At 65.2% G+C, this 26,366-nt stretch carries 21 protein-coding genes; 6 read left to right on the top strand and 15 right to left on the bottom strand.

Translation table 11 applies throughout. The features are described 5' to 3' along the window. Positions 1-9: 9 nt before the first annotated feature. The 14 genes from ACWCXB_RS17245 to ACWCXB_RS17180 all read right to left on the bottom strand — a co-directional run bounded on the left by ACWCXB_RS17245 (position 10) and on the right by ACWCXB_RS17180 (position 19,488). Positions 10-1,116, bottom strand: a complete 1,107-nt coding sequence (locus ACWCXB_RS17245; RefSeq protein WP_450723625.1) for a M20 family metallopeptidase — start codon at positions 1,114-1,116, stop codon at positions 10-12. A 132-nt stretch (positions 1,117-1,248) separates the two neighbouring features. Continuing rightward, positions 1,249-2,529, bottom strand: coding sequence for an aspartate aminotransferase family protein (locus ACWCXB_RS17240; protein ID WP_450723623.1), 1,281 nt, complete (start codon positions 2,527-2,529; stop codon positions 1,249-1,251). A gap of 138 nt (positions 2,530-2,667) precedes the next feature. Further along, positions 2,668-3,828 (bottom strand): MFS transporter, encoded by a 1,161-nt coding sequence (locus ACWCXB_RS17235; protein ID WP_450723621.1) that lies wholly within the window; start codon positions 3,826-3,828, stop codon positions 2,668-2,670. Positions 3,829-3,920: 92 nt separating this feature from the next. Next, positions 3,921-5,171 carry an ATP-grasp domain-containing protein gene (locus ACWCXB_RS17230; protein WP_450723619.1) on the bottom strand — a complete coding sequence of 417 codons (1,251 nt, stop codon included), beginning with the start codon at positions 5,169-5,171 and terminating at the stop codon, positions 3,921-3,923. Positions 5,172-5,250: 79 nt separating this feature from the next. Beyond that, positions 5,251-6,459, bottom strand: a complete 1,209-nt coding sequence (locus tag ACWCXB_RS17225) for an NAD/NADP octopine/nopaline dehydrogenase family protein (protein WP_450723617.1) — start codon at positions 6,457-6,459, stop codon at positions 5,251-5,253. A 15-nt stretch (positions 6,460-6,474) separates the two neighbouring features. Further along, a complete protein-coding gene (locus ACWCXB_RS17220; RefSeq protein ID WP_450723615.1) occupies positions 6,475-7,395 on the bottom strand; it encodes a TauD/TfdA family dioxygenase in 921 nt (306 codons plus the stop codon). A 532-nt stretch (positions 7,396-7,927) separates the two neighbouring features. Next, the gene (locus tag ACWCXB_RS17215) at positions 7,928-8,893 is read right to left on the bottom strand and encodes a TauD/TfdA family dioxygenase (RefSeq protein ID WP_450723613.1); all 966 of its coding nucleotides are present in this window, start codon (positions 8,891-8,893) and stop codon (positions 7,928-7,930) included. Between the two features lie 350 nt (positions 8,894-9,243). Further along, a complete protein-coding gene (locus tag ACWCXB_RS17210; RefSeq protein WP_450723611.1) occupies positions 9,244-10,398 on the bottom strand; it encodes a GNAT family N-acetyltransferase in 1,155 nt (384 codons plus the stop codon). Between the two features lie 363 nt (positions 10,399-10,761). After that, positions 10,762-12,033, bottom strand: coding sequence for an aspartate kinase (locus ACWCXB_RS17205; RefSeq protein WP_450723609.1), 1,272 nt, complete (start codon positions 12,031-12,033; stop codon positions 10,762-10,764). A gap of 38 nt (positions 12,034-12,071) precedes the next feature. Next, positions 12,072-12,638: a nitroreductase family protein gene (locus tag ACWCXB_RS17200; protein WP_450723607.1), complete on the bottom strand. Its 567-nt coding sequence runs from the start codon at positions 12,636-12,638 to the stop codon at positions 12,072-12,074. A 998-nt stretch (positions 12,639-13,636) separates the two neighbouring features. Beyond that, positions 13,637-14,413, bottom strand: coding sequence for a diaminopimelate epimerase (dapF, locus tag ACWCXB_RS17195; protein ID WP_450723605.1), 777 nt, complete (start codon positions 14,411-14,413; stop codon positions 13,637-13,639). 465 nt (positions 14,414-14,878) lie between these two features. Then, on the bottom strand, positions 14,879-16,210 hold the full coding sequence (locus ACWCXB_RS17190) for a cation:proton antiporter (RefSeq protein WP_450723603.1): 1,332 nt from the start codon (positions 16,208-16,210) through the stop codon (positions 14,879-14,881). Positions 16,211-17,007: 797 nt separating this feature from the next. Further along, on the bottom strand, positions 17,008-17,925 hold the full coding sequence (locus ACWCXB_RS17185; protein ID WP_450723601.1) for a phytanoyl-CoA dioxygenase family protein: 918 nt from the start codon (positions 17,923-17,925) through the stop codon (positions 17,008-17,010). 603 nt (positions 17,926-18,528) lie between these two features. Beyond that, complete coding sequence (locus ACWCXB_RS17180) at positions 18,529-19,488, bottom strand: LysR family transcriptional regulator (protein ID WP_450723599.1); 960 nt, start codon at positions 19,486-19,488, stop codon at positions 18,529-18,531. 72 nt (positions 19,489-19,560) lie between these two features. Here ACWCXB_RS17180 and dapA point away from each other — a divergent pair, with 72 nt between their 5' ends. From dapA to dapD, 5 genes are all read left to right on the top strand, one after another. Beyond that, positions 19,561-20,460: a 4-hydroxy-tetrahydrodipicolinate synthase gene (gene dapA, locus ACWCXB_RS17175; protein WP_450723597.1), complete on the top strand. Its 900-nt coding sequence runs from the start codon at positions 19,561-19,563 to the stop codon at positions 20,458-20,460. Positions 20,461-20,984: 524 nt separating this feature from the next. Continuing rightward, complete coding sequence (locus ACWCXB_RS17170) at positions 20,985-22,196, top strand: ATP-grasp domain-containing protein (RefSeq protein ID WP_450723595.1); 1,212 nt, start codon at positions 20,985-20,987, stop codon at positions 22,194-22,196. Further along, positions 22,193-22,501: a hypothetical protein gene (locus ACWCXB_RS17165; RefSeq protein WP_450723593.1), complete on the top strand. Its 309-nt coding sequence runs from the start codon at positions 22,193-22,195 to the stop codon at positions 22,499-22,501. Before ACWCXB_RS17170 ends, ACWCXB_RS17165 begins: the two co-directional genes overlap by 4 nt. A 31-nt stretch (positions 22,502-22,532) precedes the next feature. Then, positions 22,533-23,774, top strand: coding sequence for an MFS transporter (locus ACWCXB_RS17160; protein WP_450723591.1), 1,242 nt, complete (start codon positions 22,533-22,535; stop codon positions 23,772-23,774). 214 nt (positions 23,775-23,988) lie between these two features. Next, on the top strand, positions 23,989-24,978 hold the full coding sequence (gene dapD / locus ACWCXB_RS17155) for a 2,3,4,5-tetrahydropyridine-2,6-dicarboxylate N-succinyltransferase (RefSeq protein WP_450723589.1): 990 nt from the start codon (positions 23,989-23,991) through the stop codon (positions 24,976-24,978). A 24-nt stretch (positions 24,979-25,002) separates the two neighbouring features. Here the strand turns inward: dapD and ACWCXB_RS17150 are convergent, their stop codons facing one another. After that, entirely contained in the window at positions 25,003-25,176 is a 174-nt protein-coding gene (locus tag ACWCXB_RS17150) for a hypothetical protein (protein ID WP_450723587.1), read from the bottom strand. A gap of 114 nt (positions 25,177-25,290) precedes the next feature. Here ACWCXB_RS17150 and ACWCXB_RS17145 point away from each other — a divergent pair, with 114 nt between their 5' ends. Beyond that, positions 25,291-26,262 (top strand): GNAT family N-acetyltransferase, encoded by a 972-nt coding sequence (locus tag ACWCXB_RS17145; protein WP_450723585.1) that lies wholly within the window; start codon positions 25,291-25,293, stop codon positions 26,260-26,262. The last annotated feature ends 104 nt before the right edge of the window (positions 26,263-26,366 follow it).

Genomic DNA, 26,366 nt, shown 5'->3' with positions numbered 1-26,366 from the left:
CGCGTTGCCTTACGCCGAATTACGGATCGCCTTCACCAGTTCGGTGACAAGGTTCGCCCGTTCCGCCATCGCTTCGACCACCAGGTACTCGTGGTCGGCGTGGGCACCGCCGCCAACGGCACCCAGGCCGTCGAGCGTGGGCACGCCCAGCGCACCCGTGAAGTTGCCGTCGCTGCCCCCACCCACAGCCGTTCCCTCGATGCCCGGCAGCAGCCGCTGCGCCATCTCGAACAATTTCGCCGACGCCGACTCGGGCATCGGGGGGCGGCCCACCGCCCCCCGCACCGTGATCTGCGCTCCCTCCAGATGCGGAGCAAGCGCTGCGAGCGCCGACTCGACCCGTTCCTTCTCCTGTGCCGACTTCACCCGGACATCGACCGACACTGTCGCGTCCGCCGGAATCACGTTGTCCGAGGTGCCTGCCGACGCCACTGTCGGCGACACCGTCGTCCCGATCTCCGGGCGGCTCAACGCCGCAATTGCCAGCACTTGGTGCGCTGCCTCGACCAGTGCGTTAACCCCGGCCTCCGGCTCAAGCCCGGCATGCGACGCGCAGCCCTTGATAAGGACCTCGAAAGTTCCGCAGCCCTTGCGGCCGGTCTTCAGGTGCCCGCCATCGGCCGCGCCTTCGAAGACCAGCACGGCTCCGCAGGCGCGTGCCCGCTCTTCGATAAGCGCTCTTGAGGTGGCTGAACCGACCTCTTCGTCGGCGGTCATCAAAATCTCCACACCTGAGAGGTCATCCATTGCGGCCAGGCCGTGAATGGCTTGCACCAGCCCGCCGAGCATGTCAAAGACGCCGGGTCCCGTTGCGCGTCCGTCCTCCACCTGGAACGGACGACGCGCTAGCGTGCCCAGCGGGAAGACCGTGTCATGGTGGCCGAGGATGAGCACTTGAGGATCGCCGCCGCCCGTCCAGTGCACATGTGGCCCGGCCTTGCTGTCCAGCAGGACGGCCTGGCGACCCAGGCGTTTCTCGAGGATCGCCGCAACGGTGCGGGCCGACGCGTGGAGCGCGTCGAGGTCACCCGAGGGAGACTCGACTTCGACGAGCATCCGCAAGTCTTCAAGCATCGCGTCGACGCTCACCTCAGTGCTGCTCTTGTACATGCTCATGTCCTCAAGGTTAGGGGGGCACGTTTTACACCACCGGACGCCCCCAGGACCGGTTGCGCGTGCAGGGCTCGGCAGTGGCCGGCCGTCTTGACCCCTCCTGTGTCGGGTGGAGTCGGCGGCATGTGGGCAAGCTCACATTCCGACCTGTGCGACCACCCGTATAGAGCTCTCCAGCGCGGTCAGGAAGTGGGCGTCAGTCTCTGCCGTCTGCGGCAGAGACAGCGTGACGAAGCCGCTCTTGCCGATGTAGATGCCCCGCTCGAGCATCTCGTGGAACAGCAGCTCCACCGGTCGCTTGTCTGTTCCCGCCAGGTCTGACGCGCGGATGATGGGGACGTCGGTGGGATGGATCCCCATGAGGGACCCCCAGCCGGTGGCCTGGAAACCGTGCTCCCGCAGGATGGCGTCGGCGTGCTTGCGCAAGACCTCACCGCGCTGGAACAGCGCGTCGAGGCGCGACCGCGTCAGCACGGTGCTGAGCATGGCTGCGCTGGCCGCCATCGAGAAACGGTTGTTGTTGAAGGTGCCGGAGTGGTCGTAGGAAGGCTCTCCACCCCGTGCGATCTGGAGCATCAACTCTTCAGCGCCACCGACGACGCCGAATCCGAAGCCTCCACCGATGTACTTGCCCAGAGTTGTCAGGTCGGGACGGACGCCGAGGAGAGACTGGCCGCCGCCATGGGACATGCGGGAGGTCTGCACCTCGTCGAAGATGAGCACGCTGCCGTTCTCGTCGCACAGGGTCCTCAGTCCCTGGAGGAAGTCCGGTGCGGCCTGGATACGTCCCCCGGACCCGAGCATCGGCTCGACCAGAACGCAGCCGATCTGCTCGGGCCACTGCTGGAATGCCTCTCGCACGGAGTCGAGGTCGTTGTAGTCGCAGATGACGGCGTCGAGTGGAACATTGAGCGAAGGACGGCCCCGGCTGAAGCTGAGGAAACCGCCGTGGTACCCGCCGTCGAACACCAGGACCTTGCTCCGGCCCGCGGACTTCAGGGCAAGGTTGATCGCCACCAGGTTGGCCTCGGTGCCGGAGCTGGTGAAGCGGACGAGGTCCATCGACTCGAACCGCTCGCACAGCATGCGTGCAACCTCTGCCTCTTCGGCGGCGACGGTGCCGAACGACCAGCCGTTGTCCAGGACCGATGCGACAGCATCCCGAACCGCCTCGGGGTTGTGCCCAGCGAGGCCGACGCTGTAGTCCCCCAGGTAGTCGAGGTACTCGTGGCCGTCGATGTCTCTGAGGAGGCAGGCGGCAGCGGACTCGACGGTGAAGGGAAAGGGGTCGAAGTCCAGGACGGAGCGCGTGGTTCCCGAGGGGAGGAAGGCCCTGGCCTTCGCGTGCTGCTTCTTGCTGATCGGACGCTTGGCGGCGTACCGCTGATGTGCGTTCTCCAACGCGCTGGTGATCATGGTGCTCTCAATCGTTGTATCAGGGTCTTCAGAGCGGCGTGCGTTTTTGTTGTGCGAAGGGGAGCAGCGCTCACCGGGTCTCGGCGTTCATCCACCACGCTGCGATGGTGGCGAGCCGTCACAGGCGAGCCATGCAGCTCAAGGTTTCGAAGGAAGGGTGGGGTGTGCCGGCCGGGTGGACCACAGTCCTGTGGCGACCACCGCACCGATGACGACCGGTGCCATCCAGGCCAGTGGGCTGTCCAGGGACACCGTGTAACCCAGGACTACCGAGGACACGGCTGCGCCGCTGATGACGGCGGCACGGATGATCGCGTTGACACGGCCGAGCAGATCGTCCGGGATCGCGTTGTACCGGTACTCGTTCGTGGTGACGTTCATTCCGCCCTCGCCCACGGACAGCAGGAAGAACCCGGCTATGACGGCGACGGGGGACCCGAACACCATGACGAGGCCACCGATGCCACAGAAGCCGAACCAGATGCCCACGCGTGTCTGAAGACCTCGCCCGGGTGCCACCCACGGAGTGGCCCAGGCGCCGATGGCAGCTCCCAGGGCGCCCAGCCCGAGCGCGACCCCAGTGGTCTGCGGACTCCAGTGCCAGCGCGTTTGCGCGATGACGACGAGCACCGTCGGTACGGCGCCGGCACCCAGGTTGAAGACGGTCAGGGCTACCGTCAGCCGCCTTACCTGCTTCAGGCGCCAGAAGCAGCTGAAACCGTTGCTCAGCATCTGGCGAAACAGGCTCGGCCCGCGCTCTGCGGCGGTGTGCAGCGGAAGCGAGGCCGCGGCGGCGGCCGTGATGAGGAAGGTGGCGGCGTCGATCCAGAGCGCGCCTTGAGGACCTAGTGTGCTGATGACGACACCCACCACGGCTGGTCCCACGAACCGGACGATCGAGATGGTGGTCGTGTAGCGGCTGTAGGCTTTCGCCAGACTGTGGGCCGGGGCGATCGAGGGGATCAAGCCGAAGTCGCTCGTCAATTCGGAAGTCAGTCCACCGCAGCCCACCAGGAAGAGCAACACGAGTACGAACACCACGTTGCCTTCCGAGATGAGCAGTGGTAGCAGTCCCACCATGACGCACTGTGCCACCTCGGCCCAGATGAACACCTGGCGCCGGTTGAAGCGGTCGACGACGACCCCGAAGATCGGCGAGAGCGCGTAGGGCGCGAGCTGCACACCGAAACTCAGGGCGGCGATCACCTTCGAGCCGGTGATCGTGAGCAGGATCCACGGCATGGCGACGTTTAGAAACGTGTTGCCGAGCTTCGAAACGGCGGAGGCGCCGGTGAACACCCAGAAATGGCGCATGGAGCCGTCGGAGCCGTCGGAGCCGCTCGTCTGGTCGCCGTCCTCACGTGCTGCCTCGGCGGGAGCTTCGTCGCGGGTCATCGCGTTGTCCCCGGACCCGGGTCGAAGTCCGCATACTCGACGGTGAATCGCTTCTCCAGGGCATCCACCAGTGTGGGTATCTCATCGACTGAGTCGACGCGAAGGTGGGCCATGCCGGCCATGCTGGTGGAGTAGAGCATTCCGCAGATGCGGTCGCCCGGCTTGGCCTTGATGTCGACCTTCTCGACCTGGGGGAAGTCCGCAAACACGTCGGCGCTGGGAACACGGCTGATGGCGCCCTGGCGCACCGGGAACATCAGGAAGCCGTAGATCCCGTCCGCCGCCTTGGGTGTCCACGCCAGATGGTTGTTGAGCTCTGTGGCCAGGAAGTGCTTCCAGACATCGAACCCGTAGGCGCGCTGCAGGGTTTGAGGGATGCCTCCGCCTCCCGGCCGACAGGCAATCTCGCCGACGACGAGGCCCTCTTGCGTGCGGAAGACCTCGAGGTGGGTGACGGAGTCCGACAGCCCCATGGCCCGGACGACGTTTTGGTGCAACTCGGCGAGCTCCCTCGCCTCGTCACTGTCGTCAGGCAGCGTATAGGAACCGAACACGGAACCCTTGGCGCGAAGCGGGGGGCTGGTGTACTTCGATACGGCGGTGAACTGAACCTTGCCGTCGTGGACGAGCCCGTCACAGTGGTACTCCTCGTCGAACTTAATGAAGTCCTCGATGAGGAAGGGCGCTTCGTCGTTGCTCAGAAGCGGTCCGTCAGGCCGGCTGATCGTGATCACGTCGGACTCGTCGCGCACCACATGAACGTTGGCCGCCCCGTCGCCCCAGGCGGGCTTGATCACGGCGGGAAGTCCGTGCTTGCGCAGGAACTCGGCCACGGATGCGTTAGACGGGGCCAGCGTGGTGTTCGCGACACGCAATCCGGCCCTGCGGAGCCTCGCCTTCATCGCGTTCTTGTTGCAGAACGCGTGGGCGACATCGAAGGGAATGCCCGGCATTGCCAAGTAGCTGCGGAGGTAGCCGCCCGTAGGTATGGAGCTCTCAGCCGGCGCGACGATCGCGTCGAACGTGTAGCGGTTCATCAGGTCGAGCGTGGCGTGCCTGACCTCGTCCAGGTTTTGGACGCTTTCGACCAGGGTGACGGACTCCATGCCGTCCGCCGACGGATAGTCCCGCAGACAGTCGGGTTCGGTGATCAGCGACAGGCGCAGTCCCGGGTCCTGCAGGATGCGAGTCACAAGCTCTTGCCTGCGACGGTTCACAACCAGAACATCGCGGACGTGCTGGGGCATGACTAGTTTCAACTTCCTTTCGACACACAGCTCGTGCTGAACGGTTCGCTGCTGAAGTGGGTCGCCTGCCCACCCGGCATCAGGTCGCGCACAGGAGGGCAGCCCTGCTCAGTGGCTCGTTCAGCAGCTCTCTGACGCCTGCGACGCCACCGTCGATCTTTTCGAGATGGGGGAGGTACGTCGTATAGGACTGGGAGTCGGCACCGATCTCCTGCAGGCCGGCCATGACGTCGTCGAAGTATGACTGCGTGTGCGGCAGGTCCAGCCCAGCTTTGTCGGCGAGCCAGCGGATTGTGTGGAACGCGGGAACGTCCTCCATGAGTACGCGTGAGACGCGCAGCTCATCGATGCTGCCGCTCGACAGCGAACGGTAGATGCCGCGGCATGACTGCATCATGTCGTAGAAGGACTTCTGGGGCGCAAGGCCGTACTGCCGTTGGATGATCTCGGGGAATGTCTGGGCTTCGGCTCCCAGTGCGCGTGCCAGGCGCACGCGCTCCCTGTCCAGCAGGTCGAGCCGAGCAGCGAGCCGTGGCGAGATGCCGTCGATGTAGTGCGTGTACCGGATGCCCTGGCGAGTCTTGTCCAGATTCTCCGGGTCGAGCGCCACACCCACATGAATGATATATCCGAGGGGGTTGAAGAGCAGGTCGATCCCGTCGCAGACGTGCATATCGGGCCAGGACGGCCTGCCGATCTGCTCACCGAGCGGGAACATCCGGCGCAGAGCGCACAGGGCGACATCCGGGGTACGTGAGTAGATCGACACGTTCACGGAAATCTTGCGTTTGAACTGGATGGTGGAACCGATCACTCGGGTTCCGTAGAACGAGTCCTCGACGAGGATGACCGAGGTGTCCTGCAGGCCGGGGGAGTCCCTGATCCACTTGGCAAGCACGGGTTGCCCACCCTGGCCACCGCGTACGAAAACGATCACTTTCCCATCGAGATTGACCGAGCGCTCAAGGTGGTCCAGCAGTTCCAGCCTGAGGTGCGGGATGTCAGGGACTGTTACGACGATCGTGCTGGCTTCTTCCAGCGCCTGACGACCGTCTTCGCTCCACAGCGAACCGAACTGGTCCTCGGAGAGCGAGCATGTCCCCACCGAGCCGGTCACAAGGTTCTCCATGACTAGACCGGTCCAGTTCTTGCTGCGCTCCTTCATCGCAGCGGCGCTCTCGAAAGAGAGGAGGCGTGCGCTGAGTCCATGGTGCGACTTCGCCAGCTGCAGGTCCGCGAGGAGGGTGAGGCCGACGTGACCCGCGCCGATAACAACGACGTCGGACATTGTGAAGTACCCTCTCTAGCTGCTGAGCTGCACCATCGTGTTGCCGTGACGCGCCGCGACCTCGTCCGGCAGGACGTAGGACCGAAGAAGCAGCCGCTCACACTTGTCGGGCTGGATGGTGTCGCGACCGTGCACGCAGTGGTCGTTGGGAATCAGCACCGACTCGCCCTTCTTGATCGAGATGCCGTACAGGCGTCCGACCTCAAGAGCGGCCTGACTCAGCTCGATCAGGGCTTGAGCCGCTCGCTCTGCCTCGGCGGGAGTGAGGCCGGCGGCCGGAGTGTAGGTGCCGAAGTTGAGCCGAATGACCGGCGGCATCCCCTCCTCCTCGATGAGCAATTCCATGCGGCGCACGCGCTCGAACCCCCAGGACAGTGCAGACCCCGAGCGGGCCTCGAAGTGACGCAGTCGCAGGACGTCCTTCGTGTCTGCCGAGAGTTGTTCAAGCACGTCTCGCCCCGGAGCCAGGAGGGTCTTGGGGACCTCACCGGAAGCGACGTGCGGCACAAGCACCAGGGTCCGGGGGCGGCAGTTGTCGCTTGCCCAGGCCAGGTCGTTGTGCATGCTCAGCAGCTCCACGCCGGAGCTCTTCTCCGACGAGAGACTGGTGGGCCGGATATCGGTGATGTACGAGTGGTTGTACTCGGCATAGGCCACGCAGGCGCCGATGGCCTCGCCGAGCAGCAGGCAGAGAATCTTGCTTCGCTCGATGTCGTCGAACTGCGGAAGGTTCTGCACATGCACAGGGTCGCCGGCCGATGCGGCGAAGGTCTCGAAGATGTAAGGGAGTTCGGTGCGGATGCTCAGCTGCTGACGAACGTAGGAGAGGTAGCGGAATTCGGTCTGTCCCGGGCAGTTCTCCAGGACCATCTCGACGAGTTCGGTCAGACGGGTCTGTTCGTCGGGCTTCAGCTCGACGATGGGCATGGTGCGCATGAGTGTTCTCCTCGGAGATCTGGCTGCTGTGGATTGCTTCGCACGGGGCGTTCCTGCTGCTTCACCGGCCTGTCGTGCCCGTGGCGCTGTCTACACGTGGGGCCGGAGCCTGCGTCCCTTGTGCGGGGATGCAGGCCGGGCACGCCGGGCGGTAGGTGGTTCCACTCGCACGGGCGATGTACCAGGGCAGGGGACACACCGGGTCGCCATCGATGCGTGGGAGATGCTGCTGTGCTGGGCCTCTGCCGCGTACGGTGGCCCGTCGTCATGTGGCTGCTGTGTGCGCCAGAGGCGCAGGCAGAGCCGGCGAACCGACAGGTGATGTCGACGGGATGACCGGAGTCTGCTGGGCCTGACTGCCCCAGACTCGCTGTTCCTGCAGGGCGTAGGGCATCGAGTGTGAGGCCGTAGAGGCGACAGCGTCGAGCGGCTGGCGGACGTTGCCCTGATCGCATGGGCGGCTCGTCCTGGAGGGCGGAGGCCGGCTGCCGTCAGCATCCTTCATGAGGCGGTGAGGCGAAGAGCTGCGAGGTCAGGCGAAGGCGACGAAGACCTGCCGGTCGCCGCTGTAGGGCTGGCGGCCGTGCATTGCCGCACGGTTGTCGACCAGGAGAACGTCACCGGCTTCCCACTGGACGGCCACCTCGCATTCGCTCAGCGTGTCGCGTACCAGTTCCATGTACTCGCTGGGGATCTCCGTGCCGTCTCCGAAGGTTGCGCCGTAGCCGATCCAGGATTCCCAGCGTTCCATGTCCGTGACGTCGGGAACGGTGCTGGGGTCCTTTCGCCAAATGTGGGTCTGGTTGAACCAGGCCTGACGCTTGTCAGCGCCGACCTCGACGGTTCCGGCTGTCCGGTTGGTGGTCAGCAGGCCGAGCGGAGTCCACTTGGCCGACGTGTAGCTGGCCTGACAGTGCTCCATGACATCGTCCATCGAGTCCGTCTCGAAGGTCTCGGGCCAGGACTTGATGCCACTCGGGTCCCCGGCAGCGTGCGGCAGGTGCTGAATGTAGGTGACACCGCGGTTCTTGAAGGCCTCCCGGACCTCGGGCGGAAGAGACGAGTACACGCGATGGCCGTCCACGATGGTGGTGGCCCCGCCCTCCTCAGCCACTACGCTGCATCCGAAGATGAGCGTCCCGGGGTGCCAAGGGGCGTAGGAGAGCTCGTTATGGGCTCGCACAGCGCGCGTCCTGTCCGGCCCGGACGCGTTGTAGACCAGGCCCCTCTCCGCGTGACGGGGGGCATCGCCTCCCTTGTACGCGGCCAGCTCTCCCAGGAGATTCCTGGCGACATCCTCGAACTCATCGATGGAGAGAACATCGAAGCCGCGGAAAAGAACGGCACCGGTTTCCTCAAGAAGACGCTTTACCGTCTCCCGCTGCTCAGATTCGATATTCGCCAAGACTTTAGCCGGGTTTGACTCTTCATCGATCATTTCGACGATAGAGGGGAAGCCGGATTCGAACGAGATGGACCTTACGGTTGTTTTCTCCATGTGCAAAACCCTACCCCAGGCGAGCGGGTGCGGGTGTACGGCGTGACTCTGGTAACAGCAATTCACGGAGGCGTTGCTAGAGAATTCGGACATGTCCGAATTCCTCGCTCGTGGTGAAGCGTACTTCCATATGCAAAGGCATGGAAAATAGCCGAGCCGTATTGTCGGAAAAGACTAGACGCGCGGTCGGCAGGTGCTTTTCAGATATGGAAGGCCAGCTGGGTGCACGACATTCTTGGCCGGATAATCCGCAGCATAGCCCCAACGAAGCCTGCCCTCCGCGAGTGGCCACTGATGGCACCGGATCCGTGCCGCCTGTGCGGCATCAGCACCGACTGGCTGACTCCCGTTCAGTGCTTCCCGAAAGCAGCCATGACCAGCGAGCGATCGCCCGATGCTGCCGCGTCCAGGCGCGCGCCGTTCCACTGCCGAAACGCGGGTTGCGCGTCAGGGGAGCCAGCAGTCGCTGACCAACATGCACCGAACAGGGGACGCGCCTTGGCACCCCGGAACATTTTGGCGTCATATGAGGCGCGCCCGTAGTGGACACGCTTGTAGGAATACTTGATCGCATACCGGATCGGCTCATATATTGCGAGGTTGAAATATTCGGATGCGCCGGCCAGGCGCTCGTAATCCAGGCCGAGCTGGCGTACGTACACCGTGTCGCCCCACAGGAAGGTCAGGCAGACGCCGAGGATCTCGCCTCTCGAGCGCATGACAAAGAGGTGACTGTAATCGTCGACCTCGCTCGCCAGAATACGCAGATACCGCGCTCGCTCCTCCAGCGATGTGGTGTCGCCGTACTTGCTCTGCAGCTTGGTGAAAAGTGAATTCGAGGTGTCAAGCAACTCGCTCAGCCGGACCGCCGAGACGTCATATCCGGCCTCGCTGAAGACCTGTGACTCGCGACGAGCCGCCGCCGAACGCTTCCGTCCCAGGGAGTGGAGATATTGCACGTACCCATCCCAGGAATCCCATTCGATGTCCACCTCACACTCGACATCGCAGACGAACGACGTCGACAGCCCCCGGACACCCTGGAGCTGTCGGCTTCCAGCCTCGTTCAGGTACAGAGCGGAGGTGGAGGGAGAGCCCCACTCTTGCCGCTGTGCGTCGGCTGCCCGAAGCATCTCCTCAAGAACCTCGGCCCCGGCCTCCGGTGTCACCGCGTCGACAAGGAACTCGTTCGAGTAGGCGGCGCTCTGGCCGAGCACCAGGTTCGGCGACCAGTCCTGAGCCTTGAACCCGCCCGCGGCGTGCAGGAAACCGCTGAAGGCGTCGTATGGAGCCAACGTACCCGGCCGTTGCCGGTAGACCGGCAGCACCCCGTCGAGCCGGCCGTCACCGTCCCTGTGCGTGATGTAGACGACGTCCGGCGCGCGAAGGTGCTCATATGCGCGAAGCCAGGGCCCGCTGACGTAGAAGGAACGGCCCTCCGAGAGAAGAAACAGGTCATCCTCATCGATCTCGCTGAGGCTTTGCACAAGATGGATCCCAGTCACCACAGCAACCTCACATTCCGCCTGCGAGCATGTCAATCCCTATCCTGAACTGGAGGTTTCCCTGTGACGCCCGTCCCGCCGAGCAACTCCCAGCAAACGTGACAGACTTGGCTTGCGAACATGCCTGAGCTGCCGTCAGCGCACTGCTGGCCCCCTTCACGCACGGGGCGCCCAGGCAGCCAAACACTCTCCTGGTGCAGCTGATGAGCGAATTGACGGGTCGTCATGCTCCACGAATCCGGTAGCTACACGCCTTTGCTCGCGTTCGGCACCATCAGCGGCGAGATCCACGAGAAGCCAAGGGCTCTGTCGCAGCGCCCGACCTGGCAAGCTCGGCTACCGAGGCGTGCGGCGGCTTCGGCGCTATCGCCCGGTGCCGCCATAGACAACGGCCTCGTCGGAGTCGCTGTCGAGCCCGAAGGCGGTGTGAACGGCCGTCACGGCCTCGTTGACGTCGTCGGCACGGGTGACGACCGAGATGCGGATCTCGGAGGTGGAGACCAGCTCGATGTTCGCGCCCGCGGCGGACAGCGCCTGGAAGAACCCTGCAGCGACGCCCGGGTTGGTCTTCATTCCGGCGCCGACCAGCGAGATCTTGCCGACATGGTTGTCGTAGCGCAGGGACTTGAAGCCTATGACCGAGCGCTGCTTCTCGAGGGCGTCAATGGCCTTGCGGCCCTCGGCCTTGGGGAGGGTGAAGGAGATGTCCGTCAGACCGGTGGAGGCGGCGGACACGTTCTGCACGATCATGTCGACGCTGACCTCACTACCCGCCATGGTGCGGAAAATGGCCGCGGCTTCGCCCGGCTTGTCCGGCACGCCGACGACGGTGATCCTCGCCTCGGAGGTGTCGTGGGCGACTCCGGAGATGATGGCGTGCTCCACCTTGCGGTCCCCTTGCGGTTCGTTGCTGACCCAGGTGCCCCGCAGCCCCGAGAAGGACGAGCGGACGTGGATCGGGATGTTGTATCGGCGTGCGTACTCGACGCAGCGGTGCAGCAGCACCTTGGAGCCGGAGCTGGCGAGCTCCAGCATGTCCTCGAAGGAGATCCAGTCGATCTTGCGGGCCTTCTTCACGACCCGCGGGTCGGCGGTGAAGACACCGTCCACATCGGTGTAGATCTCACAGACCTCGGCGTCCAGCGCGGCGGCCAGCGCGACGGCGGTCGTGTCGGAGCCGCCGCGGCCGAGGGTGGTGATGTCCTTCTTGTCCTGGGACACGCCCTGGAAGCCGGCGACGATGGCGATGTTGCCCTCGTCCAGCGCCGTCCGGATGCGGCCCGGCGTGACATCGATGATGCGCGCTTTGTTGTGGACCGAGTCGGTGATGACGCCTGCCTGGCTGCCGGTGAACGACTGGGCCTCGTGGCCCAGGTTTTTGATCGCCATCGCCAGCAGGGCCATGGAGATCCGCTCTCCGGCGGTCAGCAGCATGTCGAACTCGCGCCCGGCAGGGATCGGGGATACCTGCTCGGCGAGATCGATCAGCTCGTCCGTCGTGTCGCCCATCGCCGAGACCACGACGACCACTTGGTGGCCGTTCTTCTTGGCATCGACGATTCGCTTGGCGACGCGCTTGATGCCTTCGGCATCGGCAACGGAGGACCCTCCGTACTTCTGCACGACGAGGCCCACGTGTGCTCCTCGCTTGTTCCGGTTCCCACTCACCCGGCTTACACCCCTGCCGGCACTGGCCGCGAGTTGAAGGTGGATACTCTGTCGGCATAGTTCCCGCTCCGCCGGCGGTCCGGTGCCTGCGATGTGTCGGGTGTGCCGATGTCCAGAGAGCCAAGCAGTCGTTCTTCCCCCACCAGGCCCAAAAGATCACGAGCTGCACGGCTCTCGCACAGACGACCGGTGCGCCAGATGCTGCCGTATCCGCGGGCGTGCAGCAGCAGCATCAGTCCGTAGGCCATGGAGCTCACCGCAGCCATCTGCTCCCACTCTGCGACTTTGTGCCCCAGCGTTGGGCAGAAGACCAGTGTCGCCATCAAGGGCGCCCGCAGCATCTTCTGAGCAATGTGCTCTTGGCTCTCAGGGGGCGCCTCACTGGCCAGGCATGCTCCGAGGGCTTCTCGGTCTTCATCCCGTAGCAGGATCCAGCGCCACGGCCGCAGGCTCCCGTGGTCGGGAGCTGCTGCCGCCCCATTGAGGAGATAGGTGAACTCGGCATCACATGGTGCCGGTTCGTGCAATACGTGTCTACTGCGCCGGGTAAGGACAGCAGTCATGACGTCCATTACGTTGCTCCTTGAGGGGTCGGTGCCATAGGCGAATCTCGTTTGCTGGCGGCAGTCGCGCACGGTGGCGCACCCGGCCAGGCATGCCGAGGGAATCGCCGTGACCGTGTGGTCAGCCATGGCACCCACGTCGTCTGCTGGCAGCGAGTTCGACGAGGCCGTACCCGACGACAGGCTCAGGAGTTCCTTGATGAGACCGAGAAGCTCGCATGTGGTGATCGCACCCGCTCGAGTAACTGATGCCGAACACCCGTGAAGCGGATGGGACTTCGTCGTCCCCCGTGACCTAAGCCCGCTACTCGCTAGGAAGTCTGGGCCAGATGCAGCCGATGCATCTGCCGGGCACCATCTGGGCGCTGTAAGAGCCCCCGCTGGCACCTTGTCGATCATGCACTTTAGTCATACGTATGGGGTCAGGCAATGCGTCCCCGCAGATGTGAGATGCCGCACTGAGTCCTGGTCCTGAGCTGCCCCTTGGCAACACGATGGCCCAGCGCGGGCCGGGCGCACGGAGATTCCCGGCGTGGCCTGCCCGTGCCGCCCCTACGGCAAGTTCGTCATGCCGGTGTTGCTGGAGCTGTACAAAGGGAAGTCAGGCATGGCGCGATGAGATGTCGTCAGCGCCCCCGGGGTTGCCTGCGGGTGATGGGCTGGCCTTGCGCCACTCCGGGAGACCTGTGGTACGTAGGGGTGAACCGGGCAAGAGCCCTCGCCGTGGGAGGCTCTGATCCATCGCTGCGGCTGTCATGACCGGCTTTCCCAGCCCAGAGCACAGGACGCGTGGCCCGGCCTGGCGTCGCGTGTGCCGGCTCTTCACCAGCTACCCGCCTGGTTGCTCCGCGCTCCGGCGGGAACGTCCGGCTGCCGTGATCCGGCGGGAACGTCCGGCTGCCGTGATCCGCGCGCAAGGTGCCGTTCAGCGACCGCAGACTGCTGCGGACTGGTGTGGTGGGTGCTGAGTCTCTTCGCCGCTCCCGCCAGTCACCTACAGAGGCTGGTCACAGTGAGACCTCGCCCTCGGCGACGATGACTGCCGGGCCGCGCAGATAGGTCGACTTCTCGGCGAGGATGACCTGCAGCAACCCACCGACTACGCGGATCTCCCACTCGCCGCCGTCTTCCCCCACAGCCGCTGCAGCGGCGACGGCCGACGCTACTACTCCCGTCCCGCAGGACCACGTCGTCCCTACGCCCCGCTCGTAGACGCGCATCTCTGCACGACGGTCGCCGGTCAGTCGAATGACCTCGACGTTGGCACCCTGAGGAAATGTCGATCCGTCCAGCTCCGGTGCCCGACGCAGGTCGAACGCGTTCACCGGGCGGTCGACCACACATGCCAGGTGCGGATTGCCCAGCGTCACGTGGAGGCCGTCGACCGCTTGGCCGCCGATCGATGCGGTGGAGGTGCCCAGAACCTGGGCCGGCCCCATATCCGCCATCACCGCACCGGTAGCGCCGAGCTCCACTGTCCGCAGGCCGGCTCTGGTGGCTACATCGAACCGCCCCGGAGCCGCGAGGCCGTACTTCACCAGATACCGTGCGAAGACGCGAAGGCCGTTGCCGCACATCTCGGCGATGCTGCCGTCGGCGTTGCGGTAGTCCATGAACCACTCGGCATCCTGGCCGCGTACGACCCGCAGCACGCCGTCTGCGCCGATCCCCGTGCGCCGGTTGCACAGGTCCGACACAAGCTGCGGTGTCAGATCGAGTGCGCCATCCGGGTCGGGAAGAATGATGAAGTCGTTCTCGGTGCCGTGCCCTTTTGCAAATCTCACTCGTTCACCTTACGGCTTGTCCTGCGCTGCGCATAGTGGGTGCTGGAGCTGCTTCCGGGGCGAAACGACCAGGTCAGCGAGTTGACGTCGGACCAACCCGCCGAGCAAGACCCTTATTTGAGGGTTCATGGTGCGGCGAACGCGACTTGCCACCGACCGACTTCCGTGGATGCAGACGTACCCCCACGTTCCTGATGCCGCTGCTCGTTGTGAGGCCAGGTCGCCGGCCCGTGGCCAGGTCTTCATCTGATCACGGGCCGACGACTGGGGCCCCGGCAGCGCTAGGAGCTCCAGCCCACGCCAGTCCCGGGCCATGGGGGCCGGGCACACGCGGTGCTCAACTCCCAGCGCCCTCTGCATTGGCAAGGTGGCGACGAGCAGCATGGGGGCAGGTCATGAACTTCACGGGTGTACCGTCGCTCAGCCTGTCTGCGCTGCGGCGTGCGGGGCCTGATCGGAGCAAAATCAGCGGATGGCAGTGGGCCGGCGTGCGGGTGGGGCGGGCGAGTCCGCGGGATCGGGCTCTGCTCCGTCCGCAGGGTGCTCCGGCCGCTCGTCCTCGGGCAGCCGGCCGCGAATCAGGTTCAGCGCGGGCGACGTCACCGCCGTCGTCAGCAGAGCCATGAGCACGAGTATTGTGAAGAGATCGGGCCCGATGACGCCCAGGCTGAGCCCGATGTTCAGCACTACTAGTTCCGTCAGCCCACGGCAGTTCATCAGCGCACCGATCGACAGCGCGTCGCGCCAGTTCTGCCCGGCCAGCCGGGCTGCGCCGGTACCACCGCCCCATTTCGCGATTACGGCCACGGCGAGTACCGCGGCTGCCCAAAGCCACTGCCGCGGGTCGCTCGCCAGAAGAGACAAGTCGGTCTTCAGGCCTGTCGTCACGAAGAACAGTGGCAGCAGCACCGGCACGGTGAACGCCTGCAGCCGGGCTGCCTGACGCTCGATCATCCGGTTGCCTCGCGGCGTGGCGACGCCGAACAGGAAGGCCCCGAACAGAGCGTGCACCCCGATCTCCTCGGTGGCCAGTGCGGACAGGCACAGACCGCTGAAGAGCACGACCAGCACGACGCTGTCGGTGTATGCGCGCTCGGCTCGAGCAGCCCAGCGGGTGAGGGCCGGCCGTACCGCGAAGTACATGAAGAGGGTGAAGGCGAGGGCCAGGACGGCGGTCGTCACGGCGTCGAGCGGCGAGCTGCTCTTGGCCACTGCGACCACCAGGGCCAGCAGGCACCATGCGGTGACGTCGTCCACCGCTGCACAGGCCAGCGCGAGCGCCCCCACCCGGGTCCGGTACATCCCTCGGTCGGTCAGGATCCGGGCCAGCACCGGGAAGGCGGTAATGCTCATCGACACGGCGAGGAACATGGCGAACTGCAGACGCCCCACGCCCTGGGGCGCGAAAGACCCGTACATGCCCCATGCGAGGAGCACTCCCAGGACAAGAGGCAGGGCGATGCTTGCCTGGCTCACTGCCACGGCGGTTTTGCTGTGGCCGCGGAGCGAGCGGAGGTCGAGCTCCAGCCCGACCACGAACATGAAGGCCAGCAGTCCCAGGTTGCCCAGAATACTGATGTATGGCAGCACGGAGCCGGGGAACAGCCAGCTCTGTGCCTGCGGCCACAACCAGCCCAGCAGGGACGGGCCGAGCAGGATGCCCACCGCGATTTCGCCCACCACGGGCGGCTGGCCGATTCGGCGGACCAGCTGTGCCCCGGCCTTGCAGGCCAGGATCACCAGGGGCAGTGCTATGAGGAGATCGGAAAGTGGATCACGGATTGCGCCCGTTGCCATCGGGTCTCCAGGTGAAGGGAGGAAGCGTGCAGAAGTCGGATTCGGCGTCGCGTTCGGTGGTCGTCATGGCGTAAGAACGTGCTCTTGCACAGTGCGCGTGGACGCACCCGGGTGCGGGACCAGCTTCGTATCCGGGCTGCTGAGCCGCCGCCCGGAACAAGGGCCACCAACCAGTTCAGGAAAGCCGCTGGCCTTGAATTCGCCCGGCGAACTGATTCGAATTTCTCGCCATATGGAGGGTCGATGCCTGCTCCGAAGGCCGGCCCCAGAGTCTCGTGCGGTGGGATGCACTGGGCTTCGGCAGGCGGGGCGGGAAGCGCCCCATGAGAAGAGGGCGGTTGCCTGTATAGGCGGGTGTCGATTGCTGCTGCGACGGTGACCAGTGGGCACCGGAAGAGAGCCGATTCAAAAAGGAGACAGGCGGGCGGCCCGGTCGTGGGCCGCCCGCCTACATAACTCCGAGAATACGGGCTGCAGTATCAGCGTGGAGCATGCTCCTGGCGCTGTCGCCCAGGCTTGACCGGCGGCGAATTCTCTCCTGCCGTCGAAAGTCCTTCGACGATTTTCCGGAGCACCCTTCGCTGCATGCGATCCACGTGTGCCATGGGCGAAATATCGCTAGCGATATTTTCCAGTTGCGCATTATCGCAAGGCCTGACCATTCACCGATTGCAGCTATATTCGGAGCCCCTGCCAGATATGTCTACCGCAGTCTCAACGGCGCGATGCACCGAGAGGGAATCGCAGGACGGTGCAATGCCGATATGCAGGAGCGGGGGCACCGATTCAGGCGGAGTTCAGCCGGCGACCGGAGTAAGCGTGCGGGCCTCACGGCTGCCGTCGAAGTACGGGCTGTCGTAGATCCGCTCGCCGTCCACGGATGCGACGGTCTCGTTGTAGTTGCTGGGAACGGTGTAGTTGAAGACAGCCCGCGGGTAGCCGAGCTGCTCGACACGGTTCTTGTCGTACTGCGCGTCGGTGGAGGAGAACCGCAGCACGTAGGCCAGACGGGACGGGATCGGGCCGTCACCCAGAGGGACGCTGCCATGGAGAACGTACTTGTCGAATAGCAGGGCGTCGCCCAGCTCGAACGTGTCCTCGGTCGCGAAGTGGTCCAGAAGGGCCAGCATCTCAGGCGAGTTGATGATGTCGTTCTTCATCGCACTGAAGTGCTCCCAAGTGAGCTCCTTGCCGGCCTCGACCTGGTGCTTCAGGTACTCCGGAACCAGGTTGATCTGCTGGTAGATGAACTCGCCGGACAGCAGGTCCTTGGAGATGTACTTCATGCCACCGCGCTGCTCCTTGTTGATCTGGCAGAGCGGCGTCCAGAGCGTGTAGCCCCAGTCTTCGCGGCGCTGGTATCCGAAGCTCTGGCTGCCCACGTGCCAGGGAGCTCCGGTGCTCTTGTTCTTCTCAAGCTCGAATCCAAGCCCCTGCGTGAAGAAGACTTCGCGGCCCATCAGCGAGGTGAGAGCGTTGGAGAAAGCCGGGTCATCCATCAGCTTGAGAATGCCCGGGTCATCGTTGCACATGTCGTACTTCAGGCGGCTGAAGCCCTTGCCGTAGTTGTCGGACGGTGCGGAAACCTGGGAGGTGCCCAGACTCTGCATGTGCTCGACTACCTCAGGCGCAAAGAAGTTCCTGAGTTTTACGAAGCCGTGCTTCTTGAAGTGCTGAATGTCTTCTGCAGTGATGGAGAAGTTCGGGTTAATCACTAAAGCTCCCCGGAAGATTCATAAATGCCAGGGCGGCCCGCAATGGCGATCGCCGCGGCAACTGACACACACGACAGTACGTGTCGATGATCAACATAAACAACCCGATCAAAAGTGTCGTAGATCACACCGGTATCGATTGCGGCGAGTGAGGGATTCTTCTATTTCGCGCGAGGGTTTCCGGAGTTAAATACGCATACCTAGATGATCTTGTCCGTTTTGGTGATGCCGGTGGCGTATTGCGCGGAAACTGATGGGTTTTCAGCTGGTGTGTACGGCAGGGGTGCTGGCGGGTTGGGAGCCGCCTCTGGCGGGCGGATGGCGCCTGGCAGGGCAGCTGTACCTCACGGCTGAGAGGGCCTGGCGAACCGCTGGGTACGGCATCTGCGGTGAGCGTTTCAGCGGTTCGCCAGGGCGGGCGTCGGGGGTCTGCGCCAGGCATGGGACGGCCCGAAGGTGTGGGCCGTTGGCCCTCTGGCTGCCTTGCCGTCGCAGAGGCCCGGGGTACCGGGCCGGCATCGCTAGGTGCCGCCCCTGGTGGGTCTTGGCATCTGGGTAGCTGGCGGTTGCCTGTGCGGAGCAACCTGACTTGCCCAGGTTTGCCTATGCGGGTACGCCGACCCGCGGGTCTTCCGGCGCGCTCGGGATATGCGCCCGTCTGTTGATGAGACCCCCCTGCACCTCGTGAAGTGCGACCATGAAGGCCTGGATGGAGGGATCTGTTCCAGCGCCGCTGCGGAAGGCGACGGCACTGCGCCGCGTCATCGGGAGCGCGGTCAGCGTGATGCCGGGGGAGGGCAGTGCGCTGAGCTCGGGTACCACCGCGACACCTACGCCGGCCTTGACCAGCTTCAGAGTGGTGTCGTAGTCGTCCACGCGGTGCCATGAGTCGGGCTGGAAGCCGTTTGCCTCGCACAGGCGTGTCACGGCTGCGTGGCACAGGGTGTCCTCCGCGGGAAGGATCCACGGTGCGCGGCTCCACCTGCGGACGGGTTCAGCCACGTCAACGAGCTTCCACCCGAGCGTCGTTGGGTCGGCGGGAGCGGCCAGGAGCATGCGTTCCGTGAAGACCGGCTTGCTCTCGACACCCGCCTCGACCGGCGACAGGAAGCCTTCGTAGGAGTGGACCAGAGCCAGATCCAGCTGACCCGCGCGCAGGGCGTCGGGGGCGTCCACAGGGTCTATCTCCTGGATCCACAGCTCCAGTCTCGGGTGGGAGGCGCGCAGCGCGGTGTACACGCTGGCGGACAGGAATCCGGCTGCTGAGGGGTAGAAGCCCGTGCGCAGCGGGCCTGTCGCCCCCCGGCTTTCCACGAGTTCGGCCTGGGCCGCCTCTAGGTGTTCGAGTATGGCTTCCGCGCGGCGCACCAGCTTGGTTCCAGCTGGGGTCAGAGCCACCCGACGGCCGCTGCGTTCGAGGAGTGTGATGCCCGTCTTGCGTTCTAGCTGTGACAGCTGTTGTGAGACCGCGGAGGGGCTGTAGGAGAGAGCTTCGGCCACGGCGGCGATCGTCCCGCGGTGGGCGAGCTCCCTCAGGAGGCGGAGTTGGTGCAGGTTGAGCATCAGCCCAGCTTATGAGAACCATCAGATCTTCCTGCTGGACCGTGGTGTTGGTGCCGGGCAGGATCCATGCACATGGGAAGCAGCACGCTGGCAAGCGGGGTTTACATCCCGCTCATCACGCCTTTCACCGCTACCGGTGATGTCGCTCTCGGGGCTCTGGAGCGTCTGGCTCATGAGGTCCTGGATGAGGGAGCCGTCGGTCTGGTGGCACTCGGCACGACGGCCGAGGTGGCAACGCTCGATGCCGGGGAGAAAACGGCTGTCGTGGATGTGGTCGCCCGGGTGTGCCGCGAGCGGGCCGCCTCCTTGATGGTCGGTGCTGGAAGCAACGACACCGCGGCAAGTGTCGAGGCGTTGACTGCCCTCAAGTCGGTGCCCGAAGCAGTGTCGTCGCTGACGCTGGTTCCGTACTTCACAAGGCCCTCCGAAGAGGGCGTGGTCGCTCACTTCACCGAGTTGGCAGCCACTAGTCCAGTGCCGCTGACGATCTATCACATCCCGTACCGCACAGGCCAGGAGCTGAGCGCCCAGACGCTGCGGCAGCTGGGGGCTCTGCCAGGTATCGCCGGGGTGAAGTACGCGGTCGGCGGGATCACCCACGCCACTGTGGACCTGATGGCCGACTGCCCCGACGACTTCGCCGTGATGGCCGGGGATGACGCCTTCCTCTCACCGTTGCTGGCCATGGGTGCACACGGGGGCATCCTGGCCTCCGCCCATCTGGCAACCAGCGATTTCGCCGAGTTGGTCCGGGCCTGGCAGGCAGGCGACGCCCACCGCGCCAGGGGACTGGGGCATCGGCTCTCCGCCCTGTCGGCCGCGTTGTTCACCGAACCGAACCCCGCGGTCATCAAGGGTGTACTGCACGCACAGGGACGGATCCCCTCTCCCGCCGTCCGGCTGCCGCTGCTGCCCGCTGGGGCAGACAGCGTGGCCGGCGCCCTTCGCGCGCTCGCCATGATTGATCAGTAGAACCCCGGCAACTATGTCAGGTTGCCTGTTCTCTGATCCGTTTCGATCACGGGTGACGGCCCTGCGGTGGCTGCCGCCCGTCGCGCAGGAGGATCTGCGAGTGGCAGCAACCGATGGTGGAAGGATCGCGGGCAACATGCCAGTTCTCTAGTTCCCCCGGTGATCAGAGCAACCGCCGGTGAGGCCGCGGCCAGCAGATCCCAGAACGTACTCGCGGCGGTGGTGGAGCAAGGGGTGTGCAAGGGCGCGTGCCTCATCGACACCACCGAACTCAGACCTGATCACGGGCCAGGACCGCAACGGGTTGAGTAACGCGCTCACCGAAGAGCCGTCCCGGCCACAGAGTGGTGGCGCCAGTCCGGGCCTCGACGTCCATGAGACCAGCGAGCACTCACCGCTTGGACAGGCTCCGCCCAGGCCGCACAACGGGGTGTCGGCACAGGCCGCGTAGAACACCGGCCGTCCTGCACGGAATGAGACCACACCCCTACATCCCGGCCTCGCCGGACGAAAGGTCACCAGCTATGAATGTCGTGCTCGTGCACGTAAAGAACAACCTGCTCCCGGACCACATCCGCACAGCTCCGGAGATCGGGCACCTCACCGTGATCACTGAGCCCGGTCACGTGCAGCAGTACGGTCCCGAGGTTGACGTCCGCGTCATCGAGAGCGTGGAGAATCCCGAACTCCTGCGGCTTGAGGTGCTCAAGCTGCTGCGCGAGCGCCACATCGACCGGATCTACGCTCCGTTCGAGCGGGGCCAGGCGCAGGTCGGATACGTCCGCACCTACTTCGGCATCCCCGGCATCGGGTCGGAGGTCTCCCACGCCTTCTCCAGCAAGTACGCGATGAAGCAGCAGATGCGCGAGGCCGGACTGCCTGTCGCAGACTTCCGGCTCGCACCCGGGCTGGATCAGGTGGCCGAGGCCGGCGCCGCGCTGGGCTGGCCGGTGGTCATCAAGCCGATGGTCGGCGGCGGAGCCATGGACGTCTGCGTTTTCCACTCCGCCGAGCAAGTTGAGGAGTTCATCGCCTCGCCGGACGCCGAGCCGATGCATGCCCTGCCCTGCCCCGTGGTCGTCGAGAAGTTCGTCGAGCTGACCGGCGAATACCACTGCGACGGTGTTGTGCAGGAAAGCGAGGTCGTCTTCGCGGCCTCCTCCCGATACCTTGCTCCGGTTCTGGGACACGGCGCTCTGTTCGGCTCGATGACCCTGCCCGCCGGCGATTCCGTGCGCACCCGCATGGAGGAACTGCACGACCAGGCGGTGGAGGCGCTAGGACTCACCGACGGTGTCACACACATGGAGTTCCTGGACACCGCCGACGGGCTGATCGTGGGCGAAATCGCCTGCCGAGCCGCAGGCGGCGGCATCCCACACGCCCTCGCACTGCACAGCGGTGTGGATGTGTGGAAGGCATCCCTTCAGCTCGCGCTCGGTCTGGACCCGAAGGTGGACCGCGCGCCCGAGCAGGGCGTGACTGCGCACTGCTACCTGCCGCTTCGGCCCGGCCGTATCGTCTCGATGACCGGAGCCGCAGAACTGCAGGCCCTGCCGTTCGTCACCGACGTGCAGATGCTCCACAAGGTCGGTGACGTCGTCCCCAAGCGCCTCACCTCCGCCGCCGCCAGCGCCCTGGTCTTCCTGCAGGCCCAATCCACCGAGCAGGCTGAAGAAGCGATCGCCCGCGTTTACGAGGCGTTCCACATCGAGATCGAGACCCTGTCACCATGAACTACCTGATCCTCAACCGCAGCTCTCTCGCCTTGCGGCCCCGCCCCAGGTTGCTGCGCAAGGTGCCTGACGAGTGGTGCCGCATCCGCGGTGTCACTGAATCCAAGGTGGCCGCCCAGGCCGGCGCCCGGCTGCGCCACGCAACCGCAAGCATGGAGACCGTCGCCTCGGCACTGGTCGTCAGAACGACCCGCGCAGAGGTAGAACGTACGCTCGACGAGCTGAAGGCTTGGGTTGAGGCAGGGACCGGCATCGAGCCCGAATCGCCGGCGAATGAAGCATCGGCCGAAGGCGCCGAGCGGTGACCGCCCACCGCTTCGCGCTCCGGAGGCACTGATGCGAGAAACCTTTGCCCTTGTCCGTAAAACCCCGGGCTGTCTCTTGCTGCTGTTCGGGAACGTCGCGATCACCTTCGGTACCAACCTGGTACTTCCCTATTTGGCCGTCTACCTCACTACCGAACAGGACATCTCCCCCTGGGCTGTCGGCGTCGCCTTCACCGCTAAGCTCTGGGCCCAGCAGGGCCTGATGGTTTTCGGCGGATCAATTGCAGACCGCCTCGGCATCGTACGCACGATTTGCCTCGGGATCCTCCTGCGTGCTCTGTCATATGTGCTGATCGTGACCGCGACCTCGGGAACGGCTGCTGTAATCGCCTGCGGCATGGTGGGACTGGGCAGCGCTCTATACATCCCAGCGGGCAAGGCGGCCCTAGCCCGACTGGTTGACGGCCGCGCGGAGACCACCGCCATTTTCGCCCTGCGCAGTACCGCGAATAACGTCGGCACCGCTGTGGGCCCTCTAGCAGGCGGGCTACTACTATTCCTGGCTTCACCGGGCATCGGTTTCCTTGCCGCGGCCGGATTGTTCCTCGCGCTGCTGTTTCCGTTCTGGCAGCTGCGCCACCGCATCCCGCACACCCCGGCAGAGCCCGCTGGAGACGGGGGGGTCAGCGCCGAAACCAAACCAGGTGTATTCGGGATCTTGCGTTCCTACCCGCAAATGATCTGGGTACTCGCCACGGCGATCGTCTTCGGTTTCTGCTATGTGCAGATTGAATACGCCATGCCGATCACGGCAGCCAGCGAACAGGGTCAGGCGTTCGTTGGTGTGCTTTACACCATTAATGCGGTGGCCGTAGTGGTGATGCAGCTGGTGCTCTCCGCACGCCTGAGCCGGATCGCGAACGCGGCGGCCGTCATTGTGGCCGGCTTGGGGGCGATGGCCGTTGGCTTCGGCCTGTTCAGCCAGGGCTCCATTGCCTTCCTGGTACTCGGCGTACTGCTCTTCACGGTTGGCGAGGTGATCGTCGACCCTCGGCTGGATGGCGAGGTGTCCCGGGCCGTGCCGGCCGCGCAGCGTGCTACCGCGTTCGGCATGGTCGGTCTCGGTATGGCCGTAGGCGGCACCCTTGCCAACGCCGCTGCTTCCTCAGCGCTCGGCCCGGGCCGACTGGGGGACCGTTACTGGCTACTGCTACTCGCAGCTGCCGCCGTGCTCGCTCTCGTCACCTGGGTGACCGCGCCGCGACGTGGTCGCACGGCCACTGTCGAGCCATCGGCGCAGGTCGCGGGCTGACCTCTAGCTGGTGGCGGGACTGAAGCAGAACGGATGAGACCCTGCCAGTCCTGCGCAACAGCACTGCCACAAGCAGTATTCCGTTGAACGATGTACGAACCGCTTGTGTGGCTGCAACTCACCCGCCCACGCTTGGACAGCCGCAGGAACCGCACCCATAACCACCACATCAAGCGACCAAATCAAGCAACCGTCACGCCAAAGGTTTCCTGTCATGACCGACACCACTGCTTCCTGCACCACCGGCGCCGTCGCCGCCGGCCTTGCCACCATCGCCGCCGACGGCACCGTCCTGGACACCTGGTTCCCCGCCCCCGAGCTCACCGCCGAGCCCGGCCCCGCCGGGACCGAGCGCCTCACCGCCGAGCGCGCCGCCGAACTGCTCGGCACCGCCACACCCAAGACGACCGGCCCCGACCCGCGCCGCGGCGTGGAGGTCGTCGCCGTCCGTACGGTCATCGCGTCCCTGGACGACAAGCCGCTGGACGCGCACGACGCGTACCTGCGCCTGCACCTGCTCTCGCATCGCCTGGTGAAGCCCCACGGCCAGAATCTGGACGGTCTCTTCGGGCTGCTCTCCAACGTCGCCTGGACCTCGCTCGGTCCGATCGCGGTCGACGACGTCGAGACGGTACGCCTGAACGCCCGCGCCGAGGGCCTGCACCTGCAGGTCACCTCCGTCGACAAGTTCCCGCGGATGACGGACTACGTGGCTCCCAAGGGCGTCCGCATCGCCGACTCCGACCGGGTCCGCCTGGGCGCCCACCTCGCCGAGGGCACCACGGTCATGCACGAGGGATTCGTCAACTTCAACGCCGGCACGCTCGGCGTCTCGATGGTCGAGGGCCGCATCTCCGCGGGCGTTGTCGTCGGCGACGGCTCCGACATCGGCGGCGGCGCCTCCACCATGGGCACCCTCTCCGGCGGCGGCAACGTCCGCATCACCATCGGCGAGCGCTGCCTGATCGGCGCCGAGGCGGGCATCGGCATCGCGCTCGGCGACGAGTGCGTCGTCGAGGCGGGCCTGTACGTCACGGCCGGCACCCGCGTCACGCTGCCCGACGGCCAGATCGTCAAGGCCCGTGAACTGTCCGGCGCCTCGAACATCCTATTCCGCCGCAACTCGGTCTCCGGCGCCGTCGAGGCCCGCCCGAACAACGCGGTCTGGGGCGGTCTGAACGAGATCCTCCACAGCCACAACTGACCGTCGGCCGCCGGAGCCGAGCCATCAGTCTGACCGCAGCAGCTCCTCGTACGCCGCCCGCATCCCGTCGACCGTCTCCCGGCCGGTGCGTTTCAGAGGTTCGCGGACGTGGCAGTGGCTCTTCCCGTCCGCCCGCTCGTCGCTTGCGCCAAACGGAGACTCGTTGACCTTCTGGGCACCGACGAGAGCGCGCTTCACTGACGCGCGATGACGCAGAGCACTACGACCAGGACTCCGTCCTGACCTTAGGCGATACCGACCCATAACTCGCGCCCGCCTTCCGCGCGCGAGCCCTACCCGAGCGAGGACGCCATGCAGCGTGAATCGAACCACGGCCTCACCATGGCCGTGGTCAGTGAACAAGAGGCCGTGACCACCGACTGGGCGCGGCACCGTGACGAGATCGACATCGTCCAGGTGGTCGAGCCGACCGACCGCGCGGTGCCCGCACTCGCCGCAGCGGGATTCGTGGTGAAACCGGACCACTTGGTCTGGATCGCCCCGGCGGGAGGCAGCGAGGAGGAGTTCTTCAGCCGCTTGTCCCAGAACAGCCGATACCTGTTCCGCAAGTCACTGCGCAGGACCGAGGCCGACGGGGTCCAGATCAGCGTCAGGCATCCGCTGACGCCGGAGAGCCTTGACTCCTTTCTCGATGTGTACACCTCGCGCATCGGCGAAATGCACAATGGCCTCATGCTCGCACCGCTCGAGCGGGACGACTTTCTTGCCCGAGGGGACGAATACCTCACCGTCAGCGCCCTCCGGGACGGGAGCGTGGTTGGCGGCTGTATCTGCCATTACTCCGCCGCGGACGATCTTCTCCGTCTCCGCTATGCGGCAGTGGCCCCGGGACACCACGGTGACAGCCTGACCCGGAGCATCTACGCGACTGTCTTTCGGGTCGCCCGCGAGCTGGACTGCCGGACCATCTCCCTGGGGATCGACTTCAACCTCTACGGGCACGTGGTGCGCACGGGCCTGTTCCGGTTCAAGACACAGTTGGGCTTCACACCGATCCCGCGCCAACAGTTCTCCGGCGCCATCGGCAGGGATGTCGCTGAACGAGTGCTGCGGCTGGACAACCTCAGCGATCCCAGCCTGATCCTGGGATACGCGATGTCCGGCCCGAACGGCACCATCGACCGCACCAGGTTGAAGGGGGAGGCTGTCTCCAGTACTCCGGAACTTGATCTGCGTCCCTTCGAGGCAGACTTTCTGGCCGGGTTGAGCGTCACCGTGGTCAGCCCTGACGCGGAAACTCCCGAACTGACCTTCCCCTCATAGCGTAGAGACCCTGACTGCAGGGGAAGTGGGGAGTCATGGCGGATAAGCGACGGGAGTTTGATGCTGCAGCTTCCCCTTGATCGCGGACACCTGGAAGGCTGGGA

Source organism: Streptomyces sp. NPDC001514 (assembly GCF_053597075.1).
This window is presented reverse-complemented; position numbering and strand designations above follow the sequence as displayed.

Excerpts from the sequence above, each read along its gene's own strand:
- ACWCXB_RS17245 (WP_450723625.1), bottom strand. The coding sequence starts at position 1,116 with ATGAGCATGTACAAGAGCAGCACTGAGGTGAGCGTCGACGCGATGCTT.
- ACWCXB_RS17240 (WP_450723623.1), bottom strand. The coding sequence starts at position 2,529 with ATGATCACCAGCGCGTTGGAGAACGCACATCAGCGGTACGCCGCCAAG.
- ACWCXB_RS17230 (WP_450723619.1), bottom strand. The coding sequence starts at position 5,171 with ATGCCCCAGCACGTCCGCGATGTTCTGGTTGTGAACCGTCGCAGGCAA.
- ACWCXB_RS17225 (WP_450723617.1), bottom strand. The coding sequence starts at position 6,459 with ATGTCCGACGTCGTTGTTATCGGCGCGGGTCACGTCGGCCTCACCCTC.
- ACWCXB_RS17220 (WP_450723615.1), bottom strand. The coding sequence starts at position 7,395 with ATGCGCACCATGCCCATCGTCGAGCTGAAGCCCGACGAACAGACCCGT.
- ACWCXB_RS17215 (WP_450723613.1), bottom strand. The coding sequence starts at position 8,893 with ATGGAGAAAACAACCGTAAGGTCCATCTCGTTCGAATCCGGCTTCCCC.
- ACWCXB_RS17200 (WP_450723607.1), bottom strand. The coding sequence starts at position 12,638 with ATGGACGTCATGACTGCTGTCCTTACCCGGCGCAGTAGACACGTATTG.
- ACWCXB_RS17190 (WP_450723603.1), bottom strand. The coding sequence starts at position 16,210 with ATGGCAACGGGCGCAATCCGTGATCCACTTTCCGATCTCCTCATAGCA.
- ACWCXB_RS17180 (WP_450723599.1), bottom strand. The coding sequence starts at position 19,488 with ATGCTCAACCTGCACCAACTCCGCCTCCTGAGGGAGCTCGCCCACCGC.
- dapA (WP_450723597.1), top strand. The coding sequence starts at position 19,561 with ATGGGAAGCAGCACGCTGGCAAGCGGGGTTTACATCCCGCTCATCACG.
- ACWCXB_RS17170 (WP_450723595.1), top strand. The coding sequence starts at position 20,985 with ATGAATGTCGTGCTCGTGCACGTAAAGAACAACCTGCTCCCGGACCAC.
- ACWCXB_RS17165 (WP_450723593.1), top strand. The coding sequence starts at position 22,193 with ATGAACTACCTGATCCTCAACCGCAGCTCTCTCGCCTTGCGGCCCCGC.
- ACWCXB_RS17160 (WP_450723591.1), top strand. The coding sequence starts at position 22,533 with ATGCGAGAAACCTTTGCCCTTGTCCGTAAAACCCCGGGCTGTCTCTTG.
- dapD (WP_450723589.1), top strand. The coding sequence starts at position 23,989 with ATGACCGACACCACTGCTTCCTGCACCACCGGCGCCGTCGCCGCCGGC.
- ACWCXB_RS17145 (WP_450723585.1), top strand. The coding sequence starts at position 25,291 with ATGCAGCGTGAATCGAACCACGGCCTCACCATGGCCGTGGTCAGTGAA.